Origin of the sequence: Proteus mirabilis HI4320 (assembly GCF_000069965.1) — a bacterium.
In the GTDB taxonomy this organism is placed as follows: Bacteria; Pseudomonadota; Gammaproteobacteria; order Enterobacterales; family Enterobacteriaceae; genus Proteus; species Proteus mirabilis.
Map to the genome: position 1 here is coordinate 1,098,182 of NC_010554.1, position 16,995 is coordinate 1,115,176.

The 16,995-nt window shown below is 40.0% G+C and carries 17 protein-coding genes and 1 other annotated feature; all 17 genes read left to right on the top strand.

Annotation, left to right across the window (positions count from 1 at the left end):
- Window positions 1-94 precede the first annotated feature (94 nt).
- The 17 genes from thrS (at window position 95) to arnF (ending at window position 16,881) form a co-directional block, all read left to right on the top strand.
- Window positions 95-2,023 carry a threonine--tRNA ligase gene (gene thrS, locus PMI_RS05025; protein ID WP_004242605.1) on the top strand — a complete coding sequence of 643 codons (1,929 nt, stop codon included), beginning with the start codon at window positions 95-97 and terminating at the stop codon, window positions 2,021-2,023.
- 3 nt (window positions 2,024-2,026) lie between these two features.
- Complete coding sequence (infC, locus tag PMI_RS18910) at window positions 2,027-2,566, top strand: translation initiation factor IF-3 (protein WP_012367833.1); 540 nt, start codon at window positions 2,027-2,029, stop codon at window positions 2,564-2,566.
- Between the two features lie 94 nt (window positions 2,567-2,660).
- Complete coding sequence (gene rpmI, locus PMI_RS05035; RefSeq protein WP_004242608.1) at window positions 2,661-2,858, top strand: 50S ribosomal protein L35; 198 nt, start codon at window positions 2,661-2,663, stop codon at window positions 2,856-2,858.
- 43 nt (window positions 2,859-2,901) lie between these two features.
- Complete coding sequence (gene rplT, locus PMI_RS05040; RefSeq protein WP_004242609.1) at window positions 2,902-3,258, top strand: 50S ribosomal protein L20; 357 nt, start codon at window positions 2,902-2,904, stop codon at window positions 3,256-3,258.
- A gap of 99 nt (window positions 3,259-3,357) precedes the next feature.
- Window positions 3,358-3,480, top strand: a sequence feature (Phe leader region).
- Complete coding sequence (gene pheM, locus PMI_RS19765; protein WP_120655563.1) at window positions 3,359-3,406, top strand: pheST operon leader peptide PheM; 48 nt, start codon at window positions 3,359-3,361, stop codon at window positions 3,404-3,406. Its footprint overlaps the feature before it by 48 nt.
- A 102-nt stretch (window positions 3,481-3,582) precedes the next feature.
- Window positions 3,583-4,566 (top strand): phenylalanine--tRNA ligase subunit alpha, encoded by a 984-nt coding sequence (pheS, locus tag PMI_RS05045; RefSeq protein ID WP_004242610.1) that lies wholly within the window; start codon window positions 3,583-3,585, stop codon window positions 4,564-4,566.
- 14 nt (window positions 4,567-4,580) lie between these two features.
- A complete protein-coding gene (pheT, locus tag PMI_RS05050; protein WP_012367834.1) occupies window positions 4,581-6,968 on the top strand; it encodes a phenylalanine--tRNA ligase subunit beta in 2,388 nt (795 codons plus the stop codon).
- Window positions 6,969-6,972: 4 nt separating this feature from the next.
- The gene (ihfA, locus tag PMI_RS05055) at window positions 6,973-7,269 is read left to right on the top strand and encodes an integration host factor subunit alpha (protein WP_004242612.1); all 297 of its coding nucleotides are present in this window, start codon (window positions 6,973-6,975) and stop codon (window positions 7,267-7,269) included.
- Between the two features lie 283 nt (window positions 7,270-7,552).
- The gene (gene btuC / locus PMI_RS05060; protein WP_004242613.1) at window positions 7,553-8,587 is read left to right on the top strand and encodes a vitamin B12 ABC transporter permease BtuC; all 1,035 of its coding nucleotides are present in this window, start codon (window positions 7,553-7,555) and stop codon (window positions 8,585-8,587) included.
- Window position 8,588: 1 nt separating this feature from the next.
- Window positions 8,589-9,338 carry a vitamin B12 ABC transporter ATP-binding protein BtuD gene (locus tag PMI_RS05065; protein ID WP_004242614.1) on the top strand — a complete coding sequence of 250 codons (750 nt, stop codon included), beginning with the start codon at window positions 8,589-8,591 and terminating at the stop codon, window positions 9,336-9,338.
- 134 nt (window positions 9,339-9,472) lie between these two features.
- The gene (gene arnB, locus PMI_RS05070) at window positions 9,473-10,618 is read left to right on the top strand and encodes a UDP-4-amino-4-deoxy-L-arabinose aminotransferase (protein WP_004247945.1); all 1,146 of its coding nucleotides are present in this window, start codon (window positions 9,473-9,475) and stop codon (window positions 10,616-10,618) included.
- Entirely contained in the window at window positions 10,618-11,598 is a 981-nt protein-coding gene (arnC, locus tag PMI_RS05075) for an undecaprenyl-phosphate 4-deoxy-4-formamido-L-arabinose transferase (RefSeq protein WP_004242618.1), read from the top strand. Before arnB ends, arnC begins: the two co-directional genes overlap by 1 nt.
- Window positions 11,598-13,580, top strand: a complete 1,983-nt coding sequence (gene arnA, locus PMI_RS05080; protein WP_004242621.1) for a bifunctional UDP-4-amino-4-deoxy-L-arabinose formyltransferase/UDP-glucuronic acid oxidase ArnA — start codon at window positions 11,598-11,600, stop codon at window positions 13,578-13,580. The genes arnC and arnA overlap by 1 nt, the downstream gene beginning before the upstream one ends.
- Window positions 13,580-14,473, top strand: coding sequence for a 4-deoxy-4-formamido-L-arabinose-phosphoundecaprenol deformylase (gene arnD / locus PMI_RS05085; RefSeq protein WP_004242622.1), 894 nt, complete (start codon window positions 13,580-13,582; stop codon window positions 14,471-14,473). Before arnA ends, arnD begins: the two co-directional genes overlap by 1 nt.
- A 7-nt stretch (window positions 14,474-14,480) precedes the next feature.
- Window positions 14,481-16,142, top strand: a complete 1,662-nt coding sequence (gene arnT / locus PMI_RS05090) for a lipid IV(A) 4-amino-4-deoxy-L-arabinosyltransferase (protein WP_012367836.1) — start codon at window positions 14,481-14,483, stop codon at window positions 16,140-16,142.
- Window positions 16,142-16,483, top strand: coding sequence for a 4-amino-4-deoxy-L-arabinose-phosphoundecaprenol flippase subunit ArnE (arnE, locus tag PMI_RS05095; RefSeq protein WP_004242624.1), 342 nt, complete (start codon window positions 16,142-16,144; stop codon window positions 16,481-16,483). The genes arnT and arnE overlap by 1 nt, the downstream gene beginning before the upstream one ends.
- On the top strand, window positions 16,480-16,881 hold the full coding sequence (gene arnF, locus PMI_RS05100) for a 4-amino-4-deoxy-L-arabinose-phosphoundecaprenol flippase subunit ArnF (protein WP_004242625.1): 402 nt from the start codon (window positions 16,480-16,482) through the stop codon (window positions 16,879-16,881). The genes arnE and arnF overlap by 4 nt, the downstream gene beginning before the upstream one ends.
- Window positions 16,882-16,995: the final 114 nt, after the last annotated feature.

Consider the following 16,995-nt stretch of genomic DNA (forward strand, 5'->3'; position numbering starts at 1 on the left):
GCAAGTAACTGCTAATAACGTATTAAATTTTAAAGTAAAATTAATAATGCATGTGATCTTGCGTATGGGTCACCACTGTAACTAAGGATTTTAAATGCCAATTATTACTCTTCCTGACGGGAGCCAACGTCAATTTGAAAATGCAGTCTCTGTCATGGATGTCGCTGCAGATATCGGTCCTGGACTTGCCAAAGCCTGCATTGCAGGGCGCGTTAATGGTGAGCTGGTGGACGCTTGCGAATTAATCGAGCAAGATTCACAACTGGCGATTATTACCGCAAAAGACGATGAAGGTCTTGAAATTATTCGTCACTCTTGTGCCCACTTATTAGGACACGCAATTAAACAGTTATGGCCACAAACCAAAATGGCGATTGGTCCTGTTATCGAAAATGGTTTCTACTATGATGTGGATTTAGATCATTCTCTGACGCAGGAAGATTTAGAAACGTTAGAAAAACGTATGCTAGAGTTGGCGAAAACAGATTACGATGTCATTAAAAAACGCGTAACTTGGGCACAAGCACGGGAAACTTTTGTTGCTCGTGGTGAAGATTATAAAGTCGCTATCCTTGATGAAAATATCAGTCAAGATGCACACCCAGCACTTTATCATCATCAAGAATATATTGATATGTGCCGTGGCCCCCATGTGCCAAACATGCGTTTCTGCCATCACTTTAAATTACAGAAAATCGCAGGTGCATACTGGCGCGGTAATAGCGATAACAAAATGCTACAACGCATTTACGGTACCGCTTGGGCTGATAAGAAACAGTTAAAAGCTTATTTAGAACGTTTAGAAGAAGCCGCTAAACGTGATCACCGTAAAATAGGTAAACAACTTGATTTATATCATATGCAGGAAGAAGCGCCGGGTATGGCTTTCTGGCATAATGATGGTTGGACTATTTTCCGTGAGTTAGAAACATTTGTACGTTGCAAATTAAAAGAATATGATTATCAGGAAGTAAAAGGTCCATTTATGATGGATCGTGTTCTTTGGGAAAAAACAGGTCACTGGGAAAACTACAAAGAGAATATGTTCACTACTTCTTCGGAAAACCGTGAATATTGTATCAAACCTATGAACTGCCCAGGCCACGTGCAGATTTTTAAACAAGGTCTACGTTCTTACCGTGATTTACCATTACGTATGGCTGAATTTGGTAGCTGTCATCGTAATGAACCCTCTGGTGCATTACACGGTTTAATGCGTGTTCGTGGCTTTACACAAGATGACGCACATATCTTCTGTACAGAAGAACAAATTTTAAGTGAAGTAAATAACTGCATCAAATTGATTTATGATGTATATTCTACTTTCGGATTTGAAAAAATCGTTGTTAAGCTGTCTACTCGTCCAGAAAAACGCATCGGTGAAGATGCTTTATGGGATATTGCAGAAACAGACTTAGCAAAAGCCTTGACTGATAACAATATTGAATTTGAATATCAGCCGGGTGAAGGGGCGTTTTATGGCCCTAAAATTGAATTTACACTTTACGACTGTTTAGATCGTGCATGGCAGTGTGGTACAGTACAGCTGGACTTCTCATTGCCAGGTCGATTAGGCGCTTCTTATGTTGCTGAAAATAATGAGCGTAAAGTACCTGTTATGCTTCACCGAGCGGTGTTAGGATCATTAGAACGTTTTATCGGTATTCTAACTGAAGAATACGCAGGATTCTTCCCGACTTGGTTAGCACCACAGCAGGTTGTCGTGATGAATATCACGGATGGACAGGCTGATTATGTACAAAAACTCGTCAAAGAATTGCAAGATGCCGGAATTCGTGCAAAAGCAGACTTGAGAAATGAGAAGATTGGCTTTAAAATTCGTGAACATACTTTACGTCGTGTTCCGTACATGCTTGTTTGCGGTGATAAAGAAGTCGAATCAGGCAAAGTAGCGGTTCGTACTCGTCGAGGTAAAGACCTTGGCAGTATCGACGTTAACGATTTTAAAGAAAAACTTCTGCAAGAAATCAGAAGCAGAAGTCTTCATCAGTTGGAGGAATAAGGTATTAAAGGCGGAAAAAGAATTCAATCAACGCGTCAGAATCGTATCAATGGTGAGATTCGCGCTCATGAAGTTCGTTTAACAGGTTTAGACGGCGAACAGATTGGAGTTGTTAGTCTGAAAGAGGCTCTTGAGAAAGCCGAGGAAGCAGGTGCTGATTTAGTTGAAATCAGTCCTAATGCCGAGCCGCCAGTTTGTCGTATTATGGACTACGGCAAATTCCTCTATGAGAAAAGTAAGACTCTCAAAGAACAGAAAAAGAAACAAAAGGTTATTCAGGTCAAGGAAGTTAAATTCCGTCCTGGTACAGATGAAGGCGACTATCAGGTCAAACTACGCAACCTGATTCGTTTTCTTGAAGATGGCGATAAAGCCAAAGTCACACTACGTTTTCGTGGTCGTGAAATGGCACACCAACAAATCGGTATGGAAATGCTTAATCGCATCCGTGAAGATTTGGATGAACTGGCTTCTGTTGAATCTTTCCCTAATAAGATTGAAGGTCGTCAGATGATCATGGTGCTAGCGCCGAAGAAGAAATAGTTAGGCAATTCAAGTAATAGCGTCAGTCTTTATTGACTGACTGCTATTCGCCTTATTATTTTATGTTATTAACAATGCGAAGTGGATTATAGAAATGCCAAAGATTAAAACAGTACGCGGTGCAGCTAAACGCTTTAAAAAGACTGCAGGTGGTGGTTTTAAGCGTAAGCACGCTAACCTCCGTCACATTCTGACTAAAAAATCAACTAAGCGTAAACGTCATTTACGTCCAAAAGGTATGATCTCTAAAGGAGATTTAGGCCTGGTCGTAGCTTGCCTACCATACGCATAAGTATCAGTTTTTTTAACAGAATTATAGACATTAGGAGTGTTATATGGCTCGCGCTAAACGTGGTGTTATCGCCCGTGCTCGTCACAAGAAAATTTTAAAGCAAGCTAAAGGTTATTACGGTGCACGTTCTCGTGTATATCGTGTAGCTTTCCAGGCTGTTATCAAAGCTGGTCAATATGCGTACCGTGACCGTCGTCAGAAAAAACGTCAGTTCCGTCAGCTGTGGATTGCGCGTATCAACGCAGCAGCTCGTCAGAACGGCATGTCTTACAGCCGTTTCATCAATGGATTAAGAAAAGCATCTATTGAAATCGACCGTAAGATCCTGGCGGATATCGCTGTATTCGACAAAGCTGCATTTGCTGCTTTAGTTGAAAAAGCGAAAGGTGCTCTGGCTTAATTAAGTCAATGGAAGAGGGAGTTAACTCCCTCTTTTATTTTGTCTAAATTTGTGGCTTAATGGTAAAATTCAATAAGTTACACATAATGAGAATGTCTCAATGTTAAATATCGCTTTTTTCCGCTTCTTTTTTTACTTTAGCGCCTAATTTTGGGGGCTTTTGCGCGTAAGAAAAGAAACGAAAAGTAGCGCCGGAGCCTCCATTTTGGAGGCTTTTTTGTTTTCAGTACTCAAACTTGAGTTCAGAAATCAAAAGGGCAATTTTTTAATCGTCATCATTGATAACAACTAATAGACCTCATCAGGTCAAAGGAAGAGGAAACGATGCCACATCTCGCTGAACTCGTTGCTCAAGCTAAAGCAGCTATCGAAGAGGCACAGGATGTTGCTGCGCTGGATTCGGTTCGTGTTGAATACTTGGGGAAAAAAGGTCATTTAACGCTCCAGATGTCCACGCTGCGCGACTTACCCGCTGAAGAGCGTCCAGCTGCTGGAGCGGTCATTAATCAGGCAAAACAAGAGGTTCAGCAAGCACTGAACGCTCGTAAAGAACAAATGGAATCAGCGCTATTAAACGAACGTTTAGCGGCTGAGAAAATTGATGTCTCTTTGCCTGGACGTCGTATTGAAAATGGTGGTCTGCACCCTGTTACTCGCACAATTGAACGTATTGAAACTTTCTTTGGCGAATTAGGGTTCTCTGTGGAATCAGGCCCTGAAATTGAAGATGACTATCATAACTTTGATGCGTTAAATATTCCTGCTCATCACCCTGCAAGAGCTGATCATGACACTTTCTGGTTTGATGCTAAACGTTTATTGCGTACTCAAACCTCTGGTGTACAAATTCGCACTATGCAAAATAAACAGCCACCGATCCGCATTATTGCACCTGGCCGTGTTTATCGTAATGACTATGACCAAACTCATACTCCAATGTTCCATCAAGTTGAAGGCTTAATTGTTGATAAAGACATTAGCTTCACTAATTTAAAAGGAACACTGCACGATTTTCTGAAAAACTTCTTTGAAGAAGATATGGAAATTCGCTTCCGCCCATCCTATTTTCCATTTACAGAGCCTTCAGCCGAAGTTGATGTAATGGGTAAAAATGGCAAATGGTTAGAAGTCTTGGGCTGCGGTATGGTGCATCCAAATGTGTTGCGTAATGTAGGTATCGATCCTGAAGTTTATTCTGGTTTTGCTTTCGGGATGGGTATGGAACGCTTAACTATGTTACGTTACGGTGTCACCGATTTACGTTCATTCTTCGAAAATGATCTTCGTTTCCTCAAACAGTTTAAATAAGGTGGGATTATCTCATGAAATTCAGTGAACTTTGGTTACGTGAGTGGGTAAACCCAGCAATTAGTAGCGAAGAGCTTTCTGAACAGCTAACCATGGCTGGCCTTGAAGTTGATGGTGTAGAGCCTGTTGCCGGTGATTTTCACGGTGTTGTTGTGGGTGAAGTGGTTGAATGTGGACAACACCCAAATGCAGATAAACTACGAGTGACAAAAGTCAATGTCGGTGGTGAGCGTTTATTGGACATCGTGTGTGGTGCGCCAAATTGTCGCCAAGGCTTAAAAGTCGCTGTAGCAACGGTTGGGGCGGTATTACCGGGTAACTTTAAAATTAAAGCAGCCAAACTACGTGGTGAGCCTTCAGAAGGTATGCTGTGCTCTTTTTCTGAATTAGCTATCTCAGAAAACCATGAAGGCATTATCGAATTACCTGCTGATGCACCTATCGGTACCGATATTCGCGAATACTTAAAATTAAATGATAATGCGATTGAAATCAGCATTACACCAAACCGAGCAGATTGCTTAGGTATTATGGGGGTTGCTCGCGATATCGCGGTCATTAATAAAATGACATGCCAACTCCCTGATATGTCACCAATTGCAGCCACTTCTTCAGCGACATTTCCTGTGCGAGTTGAAGCACCACAAGCTTGTCCTCGCTATTTAGGTCGTGTTTTCACTAATGTGAATGTGAAAGCGAACACACCATTATGGATGCAAGAAAAATTACGTCGTGGTGGTATTCGCTCTATCGATCCTATCGTTGATATCACTAACTTTGTCTTACTTGAAATGGGACAACCATTACATGCGTTTGATCTTGACCATGTCGATGGGGCTGTGGTTGTTCGTATGGGCAAAGAGGGTGAAAAACTAACTTTACTTGATGGTAATGAAATTACCTTAAAAGATGATGTACTGGTTATTGCTGATGAAAAACAAGCATTAGGAATGGCAGGTATTTTTGGTGGTGAATCTTCTGGTGTTAATGAAGAAACTAAAAACGTATTTTTAGAGTGCGCATTCTTCTCTCCATTAGCGATCACCGGCCGTGCACGTCGTTATGGTTTACATACCGATGCATCTCATCGTTTTGAGCGTGGTGTTGATTCAGAGCTACAATATCAGGCCATTGAACGAGCAACGAAATTATTACTCGAAATTTGTGGTGGTGAAGTGGGTGAAATTATTGATGTCACCAATGACAGCTATTTACCCCATGTTGCTCCTATCAAATTAACACGTGCAAAATTAGACCGTTTATTAGGTCATGTTATTGATGATGAACAAGTTGTTGATTCGTTAACACGTTTAGGTTTTGGCGTCACCGTTGAAAATGACGGGTGGTTAGCCACTGTGCCTTCATGGCGTTTTGATGTTGAAATTGAAGAAGACTTAATTGAAGAAGTTGCACGTATTTACGGGTATAACAATATTCCAGATGTACCTTTACGTGCCGATCTGATTATGACAGACCACCGTGAAGCGGATCTGCCATTAAAACGTGTAAAAACCATGCTGGTTGATAATGGATTCCAAGAAGCTATCACTTATAGCTTTGTTGATCCGAAGATCCAAAGCTTACTACATCCTAATGAAGAAGCGTTGATCTTACCTAACCCAATTTCTGCCGATATGTCAGCCATGCGTTTGTCATTGTTGACCGGATTATTAACCACAGTGGTTTACAATCAGAACCGTCAACAGGCTAGAGTTAGGTTATTTGAAGCAGGTCTGCGTTTTGTTCCTGATAATCAAGCAGAATATGGAATACGTCAGGAACTTATGCTAGCTGGTGTGATCGCGGGCAACCGTTATGAAGAACATTGGACTTTAGAGAAGCAAACTGTTGATTTCTTTGATTTGAAAGGTAATATTGAATCAATTCTGGAATTGACAGGCCAGTTAGATGAAATTACATTTAAACCAGCCAATCATTCAGCGCTCCATCCGGGACAAAGTGCTGAGATTTATCTGAGAAATGAATATATTGGCTGTATTGGTGTTGTTCACCCAGAGCTTGAACGTAAACTTGATTTAAACGGCCGTACGGTAGTATTCGAAATACGTTGGGACGCAATCGCAAACCGCAATTTACCGCAAGCGAAAGCTGTTTCACGTTTCCCTTCGAATCGTAGAGATATCGCTGTAGTTGTTCCAAATGATGTGGCTGCAGAAGATATTTTAGCTGAATGTAAGAAAGTTGGCGGAAATCAAATAGTTGGCATAAACTTATTTGACGTGTATTGTGGTAAGGGAGTAGCGGAGGGTTATAAGAGCCTCGCTATTAGCTTAATCTTGCAGGATATCGAGCATACTCTGGAAGAAGATGAGATTGCTGCCACAGTCAATACCTGTGTTGCAGCATTGAAACAGCGATTCCAAGCATCCTTGAGGGACTAGACCTATGGCGCTTACAAAAGCTGAAATGGCAGAAAATCTGTTTGAAAAACTTGGCGTTAGCAAACGCGATGCAAAAGACCTTGTAGAAGCCTTTTTTGAGGAAGTGCGTCGTTCTCTGGAAAATGGAGAACAGGTGAAGCTGTCTGGATTCGGAAACTTTGACCTACGTGATAAAAATCAGCGCCCAGGTCGTAACCCGAAAACAGGGGAAGATATTCCTATTACAGCCCGCCGTGTTGTAACTTTCCGCCCGGGACAAAAGTTAAAAAGCCGGGTTGAAAATGCGACACCAAAAGAGTAATACTTAAACACCAAAACGGCTTTCTATTGAAAGCCGTTTTTTTTTCGACTTACTTCTACGATTTACTCCTTCTATTTTTCTTTTGCTTATCTGTGATAAGCGCCTAATAGTCATTTTATTGTTTAAATAAGATGTGCTTGAGGGGAATAATCATTGGTTTAAAATTAATCATACTGGAAGGTTTATTTCCTTAGGATAGAAAATTATATTTTCTTCATTGAAAGGGACTGTGTTATGTTGCCCTACATTTATTAGCAATATATTTATAAAAATAGCGTAATTTATGGGCTATTTACTAAACAATATGAATAATCAATATGATGATCCGCTTAATCAATTACGACACAAACAGCAAATTAGTGATAAGCTAAAACTCACTTTGCTGGTGTTAGTTTTATTTGTTCTTATTGTTATCTCACTTTCAGCCGGTGAAATTTGGTTATTCCCCAATAAATGGCTCACTGAAGAAGCTAGTTTATTTATTTGGCAAATTAGGCTTCCAAGAATATTGGCTGTGATGATGGTTGGCGCAAGCTTAGCGATTGCTGGTGCCATTATGCAGGCAATCTTTGAAAATCCGTTAGCAGAGCCGGGACTTTTAGGTGTAAGCAGTGGTGCGGGTGTTTGTGTTGTGTTACTGATTGTTTTCCAATTAGGAACTGCATACTGGTTAATAAGCAGTGCCGCGATATTAGGGGCTTTGGGGATCACCTGCTTATTAATGTTTTTCTCACAAATAAAAAAACTATCTAATGCTCAATTATTATTAATAGGCGTAGCATTAGGGGTATTAGCAAGTGCTGTTATGACTTGGCTGGTCTATTTTAGCTCTGCGTTAGATTTAAGACAATTAATGTACTGGCTTATGGGGAGCTTTAGTGGCATTGACTGGCGTCACCAAATATTATTTTGGGCATTACTTCCAATCATCACACTTCTTATTTGGCAAGCCGATATTTTAAATTACCTTTCTCTGGGGAGTTTTGAAGCCAAAAAACTCGGCATTTCTGTGATTATATGGCGTAATTGGTTTATTTTAACCGTTGGTTTATTAATTGGTTTTAGCGTTGCTCTAGCCGGCGCAATTAGTTTTGTCGGGTTGATTGTACCGCATTTATTACGATTGTCTGGTATCACACATTATAAAACCTTGTTACCGGGCTGTGCTTTAACGGGAGCGAGTTTACTGATATTCGCTGATTTAATATCAAGGCTGATGTTAAATGGCGCAGAAGTCCCTATTGGCGTGATAACTGCCACCTTAGGCGCACCTCTTTTTATTTGGTTATTAGCCACTAAACAGATGGAGCGCTTATAATATGGCACAATTAAAACTATATAAATTAGCTGTCAATAAAAGACTATATGGTATTACTGAACAAGTTAATGATGGCGAACGCATTCATTTAATTGGCGCGAATGGGGCGGGTAAAAGTACGTTGTTAATGGCCATTGCTGGTGAAGTTTCATACGTTGGAAATATATTTTTAAACGAAACTTCAATGAGGGATTATAAAATTGCCGAACTTTCTAGAATACAAAGCGTTGTTAGACAACAATCGTTAGCTTTGCCATTTATGCCAGTGTTTCATTATCTTTCTTTATCCTATCAGTTATCAAAAATGGATATTCAAGAATTGAATGCACTATTAAGCGATTTTCAAATCAATAAATTATTGTCAAAAAATATTCATCATTTATCTGGTGGGGAATGGCAACGCGTTCGGATTGTTGCCACTTTTATACAATTATGGTCAAGCGATGATTTAACAGGAAAATTAATGATGCTTGATGAGCCGACAAATAATTTAGATATTGTACAACTTACTTTATTGGATAAATGGCTAGATAAATTTTGTCTACAAGGTGGCAGTATTATTATGAGTACTCATGATTTGAATCATTCTTATCTAAAAGCAGATAAGTTATGGTTTATGTTAGAGGGAAAAATAATCAACTCAGGTGACTCAGCACTTTTGTTGGATGAAAATTTATTATCTACTACATTTAATACTAAGATTAGATGTAATAGATCAGCAAATAGTGTAATTTGGCAAGTAATAGAGTGATGTTATTGAGTCAGAGTCTGCGCATCGGAAATTATTAAGCCTTCTTTAAGGCTTTCTTAATAACAACGGGTGCTGTGAAACAGCAAATTGTATATAATTAGTTTTTATTCATTCATTAATTAGGCTACATCTTTATGAGTCACTTTCTTCCATTCTCCCGTCCTGCTATCGGGGATGAAGAGATTAAAGCAGTTGAAAGCGTTTTACGCTCCGGCTGGATCACAACAGGTCCTCAAAATCATCAGCTAGAACAAGATTTTTGTGAAAAATTTGGTAGCAAACATGCTATTGCGGTTTGTTCTGCAACAGCGGGTATGCATGTTGTTTTGATGGCGATGGGAATAGGGCCTGGTGATGAAGTTATTACACCTTCCCAAACTTGGGTATCAACTATCAATATCATTACGTTATTAGGCGCAGAGCCAGTAATGGTCGATATTGATCGTGACACATTAATGGTCAGCGCTGAATCGGTAAAAAAAGCGATTACCCCAAGAACCAAAGCAATCATCCCTGTGCATTATGCCGGAGCGCCTTGTGATCTTGATGCACTCAGAGCGGTTGCTGATGAGGCGGGCATTCCTCTGATTGAAGATGCAGCACATGCGATAGGTACTCGATATAAAGATGAATGGATAGGTGAGAAGGGAACTTCTATTTTTTCTTTTCATGCCATTAAAAATGTCACTTGTGCCGAAGGTGGATTAGTTGTTACGGACGATGATGAATTAGCCAATCGAGTCCGTTGCTTAAAATTTCATGGTTTGGGTGTTGATGCTTTTGATCGTCAAGTCCAAGGACGTAAACCTCAAGCGGAAGTCGTTGAGCCTGGTTATAAATATAATCTCTCGGATATTCATGCTGCTATCGCGGTAGTGCAATTAAGTCGCTTAGAAGAAATGAATGCTAAACGTGCTGAGTTAGTTGCCCTTTATCGTGAAAAACTTCAAGATTCACCATTGGAAATGTTAAGTGTGCCGGAATATCCACACTTACATGCTAACCATCTCTTTATGGTCAGAGTTGATAAAAATGCCTGTGGTATCGATCGTGATACATTTATGGAAAAACTCAAACAAAAAGAGATTGGTACAGGGCTTCATTTCCGTGCTGCGCATACACAAAAATATTATCGTGAGCGCTACCCTTCGTTATCCCTTCCTCAATCAGAATGGAACTCTGCAACGTTATGCTCGCTGCCGCTGTTTCCTGATATGAGCAATAAAGATGTTATTCGCGTTGTCGATGCGATCAATGAAATTCTTTCGGAGCATATCTAGTGTCAACATTTGAAAAAATCAATAAAGTATCAGTCGTTATTCCCGTTTATAACGAGGAAGAGAGTCTCCCACAGCTTTTAGAGCGAACAATCAAAAGCTGTAAACAGTTAGAACAAGAGTATGAGCTGATCCTTGTTGATGACGGAAGTAGCGATAATTCAGCAAAAATGCTAGAAGAAGCTGCCAACATTGAAGATAACCATGTTATTGCGATTATTTTAAATCGCAACTATGGTCAACACTCCGCTATTATGGCGGGTTTTAACCAAGCTGATGGGGATTTAGTCATTACCTTAGATGCTGATTTACAAAACCCACCAGAGGAGATCCCCCGTTTAGTGGCAACCGCAGAAGAGGGGTATGATGTTGTCGGAACTCGACGCCGTAACCGTCAAGATTCGTGGTTTCGTAAAACGGCCTCTAAAATGATTAATGCCATGATAACCAAGGCAACAGGTCGTTCAATGGGGGATTATGGTTGTATGTTAAGAGCATATCGTCGTCATATTATTGATGCGATGTTGCAATGCCATGAGCGTAGTACTTTTATCCCAATTTTAGCGAATACCTTCGCTCGTCGTACGATTGAAATTGAAGTTGCTCACGCTGAGCGTGAATATGGTGATTCAAAATACAGTTTCTTAAAACTCATCAATTTGATGTACGACTTATTAACCTGTCTGACAACTGCACCATTACGTTTATTAAGTGTCGTAGGTAGTGTGATTGCTGTTGCCGGCTTTTTACTTGCCGTATTATTGATTGTACTACGACTTATTTTCGGTGCAATTTGGGCGGCAGACGGAGTGTTTACACTCTTTGCTATCTTATTCATGTTTATCGGTGCGCAGTTCGTTGCAATGGGTCTATTAGGTGAATATATAGGCCGAATTTATAATGATGTAAGAGCGCGTCCTCGGTATTTTATCCAAAAAGTGGTTGGCGTTAAAAAACCCAACAAAAATCAGGAAGAAGACTAATGAAAGCAATAGTATTTGCCTATCATGATATTGGCTGTGTTGGTTTAAAAGCACTTGAAAAAGCGGGTTTCGATATTCAAGCTGTATTTACCCATACTGACGATCCTAACGAAAATCATTTCTTCTCATCCGTAGCGCGTGTTAGCGCAGAAATGGGATTAACTGTGTTTGCTCCAGAAAACGTTAATCATCCATTATGGATTGAGCGTATTCGTGAGATGAAGCCAGATGTCATTTTCTCTTTCTATTATCGCCATATGCTAAGCGATGAGATCCTGAATTTAGCACCTAAAGGTGCATTTAATTTACATGGCTCTTTATTACCTAAATATCGCGGTCGTGCACCTATCAATTGGGCCATTGTCAATGGTGAAACTGAAACTGGTGTCACTTTACATAAAATGACGGCTAAAGCAGATGCTGGTGATATCGTTGCACAAGAAAAAGTAACGATTGAAGATACTGATACTTCATTAATTTTACATGAAAAAGTCAGAGAAGCTGCGGCGAAATTAATGGCTCATACGTTACCGCATATCGCCTCAGGTAACTATTCAACAACAGCGCAAGATGAAAGCCAAGCAACTTATTATGGCCGTCGTTGTGCTGATGACGGTTTAATTGACTGGAATGCAGATGCTAAAACGGTTCATAATTTAGTTCGCGCCGTTACTGAACCATACCCAGGTGCTTTCACTTTCTTAGGTGAGCGCAAAATGATTATCTGGCGTGCACGTCCAGTGGCAGATAACCAAGGTAAACGTCCGGGTACTGTTATTTCAACTGAGCCTTTAGTTATCGCATGTGCGAAAGGTGCAATTGAAGTTATCACAGGTCAAAGTGAAAATGGTCTTTATGTTCAAGGCAGCCGTTTAGCCACTGAAATGGGGATCGTGACAGATGTACGCGTTGGACCAAAAGCAACAGCACAAGTGAAACGTCGTCAACGTGTACTGATTTTAGGTGTCAATGGCTTTATTGGTAACCACCTAACCGAGCGTTTATTAAAAGATGGTAACTATGATATCTACGGTATGGATATCGGTTCATCAGCAATTGAACGCTTTATTGGTAACCCTCGTTTCCACTTTATTGAAGGTGATGTCAGCATTCATACAGAATGGATTGAATATCACATCAAGAAATGTGATGTGATCTTGCCATTAGTAGCGATTGCAACACCGATTGAATATACCCGTAATCCATTACGTGTATTTGAATTAGATTTTGAAGAGAACTTAAAAATTGTTCGTTATTGTGTTAAATACAATAAACGTATTATTTTCCCATCCACATCAGAAGTATACGGTATGTGTGATGATAAAGAGTTCGATGAAGATAATTCACGCTTAATCGTCGGTCCTATTAATAAACAACGTTGGATTTACTCTGTTTCTAAACAGTTATTAGACCGAGTTATTTGGGCTTATGGTGCTAAAGAAGGGCTGAAATTCACTTTATTCCGTCCATTTAACTGGATGGGGCCACGTCTTGATAACTTAAATTCAGCGCGTATTGGTAGCTCTCGTGCAATTACTCAGTTAATTTTGAACCTAGTGGAAGGTTCACCGATTAAACTGGTTGATGGTGGTGAGCAAAAACGTTGTTTCACTGATATTAATGATGGTATTGAAGCATTATTCCGCATTATTGAAAATCGTGATAACAAATGTGATGGTCAGATCATCAATATCGGTAACCCAACTAACGAAGCAAGTATTCGTGAGCTAGCAGAAATGCTGTTAGATTGCTTTGAAAAACATGAGTTACGCGGTCACTTCCCTCCATTTGCTGGCTTCAAGAAAATCGAAAGTAGCAGTTACTACGGTAAAGGCTATCAAGATGTTGAACACCGCAAACCAAGCATCAAAAATGCTGAGCGTCTATTAGATTGGAAACCAACTATCGAAACACGCCAAACGGTAGAAGAGACATTAGACTTCTTCTTACGTGGTGCAGTTGAAGAGTTAGGTAATAAGTAATGAAGAAAGTTGGCTTGAGAGTCGATGTGGATACTTATCGAGGTACAAAAGAAGGTATTCCACAATTGCTGGATGTCTTTAACAAGCATAACATTCAGGCCAGCTTTTTCTTCAGTGTCGGTCCAGATAATATGGGGCGCCATTTATGGCGCCTTTTAAAACCGAAATTTCTGTGGAAAATGCTAAGGTCGAATGCCGCTTCATTATATGGACTGGATATTCTATTAGCCGGTACGGCGTGGCCGGGTAAAAAAATTGCCAAAAATTTAGGCTATTTGATGAAACAAACCCAAGATGCGGGGCATGAAGTCGGATTACACTCATGGGATCATCAAGGTTGGCAAGCTAAAGTAGGCCGTTGGTCAACAGAAGAATTAATGCAACAGGTTCGTTTAGGTGTAGAAGCACTGGAAAAAGCACTTGAAAAACCTGTAAAATGTTCTGCGGTTGCTGGGTGGCGTGCTGATGAACGTGTTCTAATGGTTAAAGAAGCTTTCCAATTTGACTACAATAGTGATTGTCGGGGAACGCATCCATTTAGGCCAGTTCTAGAAAATGGTTCTATCGGTACAGTGCAAATTCCAGTAACATTACCAACTTATGATGAAGTGGTCGGTACTAAGGTAAAGGACGAAGATTTTAATCAATTTATTATTGATGAAATCAAAAAAGATCAGGGTATACCTGTTTATACTATTCATACCGAAGTTGAGGGAATGTCAAAAGCGGCTCAATTTGAGCAGTTATTGGCAATGATTGCAAACGAAGGCATCGAATTCTGTCCATTAAGCCATCTACTACCACAAGATATAGACATGCTTCCGATGGGTAAAGTTGTCCGATCTGACTTTCCAGGTCGAGAAGGCTGGTTAGGGTGCCAACAAGAGGTCTAACAAAACTATGTTGAATAACCGGGCGAGTAAAATCGGGGCCATCCTCTTGGCTCTTTTTTTTGTTCTTACCTACTTATTTCCATTGAACAGCCGGTTATTATGGCAACCTGATGAAACACGTTATGCGGAAATTAGCCGTGAAATGGTGGTGAGCGGGAACTGGATTGTTCCCCATATGCTTGATATCCGCTATTTTGAAAAACCAATAGCAGGTTACTGGATTAATAATATTAGCCAGTTAATATTTGGCCACACCAATTTTGCCGTACGCTTTGGTTCAGTTATTTCTATTCTATTAAGTGCGTTACTTATTTATTTATTAGCACGAATGATGTGGCGTAATCGCCAAGTCGCTTTTGTGGCTAGCTTAATTTATTTATCCATGTTTTTGGTGTTTAGCGTCGGAACTTATAGCGTACTTGATCCGATGTTAGCGCTTTGGGTTACTGCAAGTATGGTGTGTTGTTTTTGGGCGTTGAAAGCAACCACGGCAAAAACGCGTATACTGGCATGGATAACGCTAGGTTTAGCTTGTGGTATGGCCTTTATGACCAAAGGCTTTTTGGCATTAGCTATCCCTGTTATTGTGATGATCCCTGTAACCCTTTACCAAAAACAGTTCACTCGGATGTTACTCTATGGTGTGCTTGCTGTTTTAAGTGCGGCGTTAATTAGCTTGCCATGGGTTTTAGCGGTGGCGAAGGCTGAGCCTGATTATTGGCATTATTTCTTTTGGGTTGAGCATATCCAGCGTTTTTCTGGTGATGATGCTCAGCATAGTTCTCCTTTCTGGTATTACATCCCTATAATTTTACTGGGTGTTATTCCTTGGCTTGGATTATTACCAGGGGCACTAACTAGTGCATGGAAGAAGCGCCGTAAGCGTCCTGAACTCTTTTTCTTACTATGTTGGTTTGTAGTACCTTTCCTATTTTTTAGTATCGCGAAAGGTAAATTACCTACTTACATGTTGCCATTTATGGGACCATTGGCGATGTTAATGGCCAAATACGGTGTAGACTGTGCTAGAAAATTTAAAATGAAAGCACTGCGCATTAATGGCTATATTAATATTTTTATTGGTGTCGCTGCTGTTGTTGCAATATTAATTATTCAATTGGTTTCTTCTAAACCTATCTATATGCCTTATGAATGGTCAAAATGGGTATTAGCGATAGTCGCTTTCTCATTATGGGGCATCATTGGTTATCTCTGCTCTACATTAAATGGTAAACATTGGCTATGGGCAGCCTCTTGCTCTTTAGGGGTAAGCTTATGTATTGGGCAAGCCATTCCCAATAGCTCTATTGATGGCAAATTACCACAAGAGTTTATTCGCCAAAATATCGATACCCTCAATGCGAGCAAATATATAGTCAGTAACAGCGTTGGTGTGGGGGCTGGATTAGCTTGGGAATTGCAACGTAGCGATATCTACCTTTATGAGAGAACAGGGGAATTAACCTATGGAATTGAATATCCAGATTCTCAACATAGATTACTAAAACCTGAAAGTTTTGAGCAATGGTTAGAAAATGCCAGAAAAGAAGGTAATGTCTCTGTGGTGATCACTTATAAAGATCCGAAGAAACTGGCGCAGATGCCACGACCTGAAGAGTTAGTGACGAATCGTCGTATGGCTATTTTGACCTATGAGAAACGTAAGTAATGGCCTTTTTTTTGTTACTTATTGTTAGTTTGCTAACCTGTATTGGCCAAGTTTGTCAGAAACAAGCAGTGGTGAGTTGGCAAAATAATTCAACCACTAAAGCCAGAAAGACGATTTTCTGGCTTATTACTGCCATCGCTATGCTAGGCTTTGGCATGTTATTTTGGTTACGTTTACTGCAAATCCTCCCACTTAGTATTGCTTATCCGATGTTGAGTATTAACTTTATTGTCGTCACTTTGATAGGCCAATTTATCTATAAAGAGACGGTTAATGTGAAACATTGGGTTGGTATTGCCTCGATTATGTTAGGTATTGTGTTAATGAGTATGCAGTCATGAAAACCGGTTACTTATGGGCCATCGCCAGCGCATTATTAGTCACAGTTGCACAACTGCTGTTAAAAATAGGTATGTCAGAATTACCTGATCTGCAATTAGAAAAACAGTGGTTTGATCTTCATTGGTTATGGGCAAACATAATACCTATCAGCGTTGTTTTCGTGGGACTGATTGGCTACGTACTGTCAATGGTTTGTTGGTTATTGACTTTACGTACAATCCCCCTAAACAAAGCTTATCCACTCATCAGCCTTAGCTATGTCTTTGTTTATATTCTCGCGGTGGTTTTACCTTGGTTTCAAGAAACACTGTCGTGGTCTAAAACAATAGGTATCATTTTTATTATGCTAGGTGTTTGGTTAATAAGCCAAAAAACGGAGCAAACAACATCGCATTAGCTTAACTTAGAGAGTGTTATTTTCTCTTTAAAGTGAGCTATTGTGCGATTGACACTATCAATGCTTGTGTATTCACCTTCAATCACTTGTTTTTACGTAAAAAAGCAGATAGAT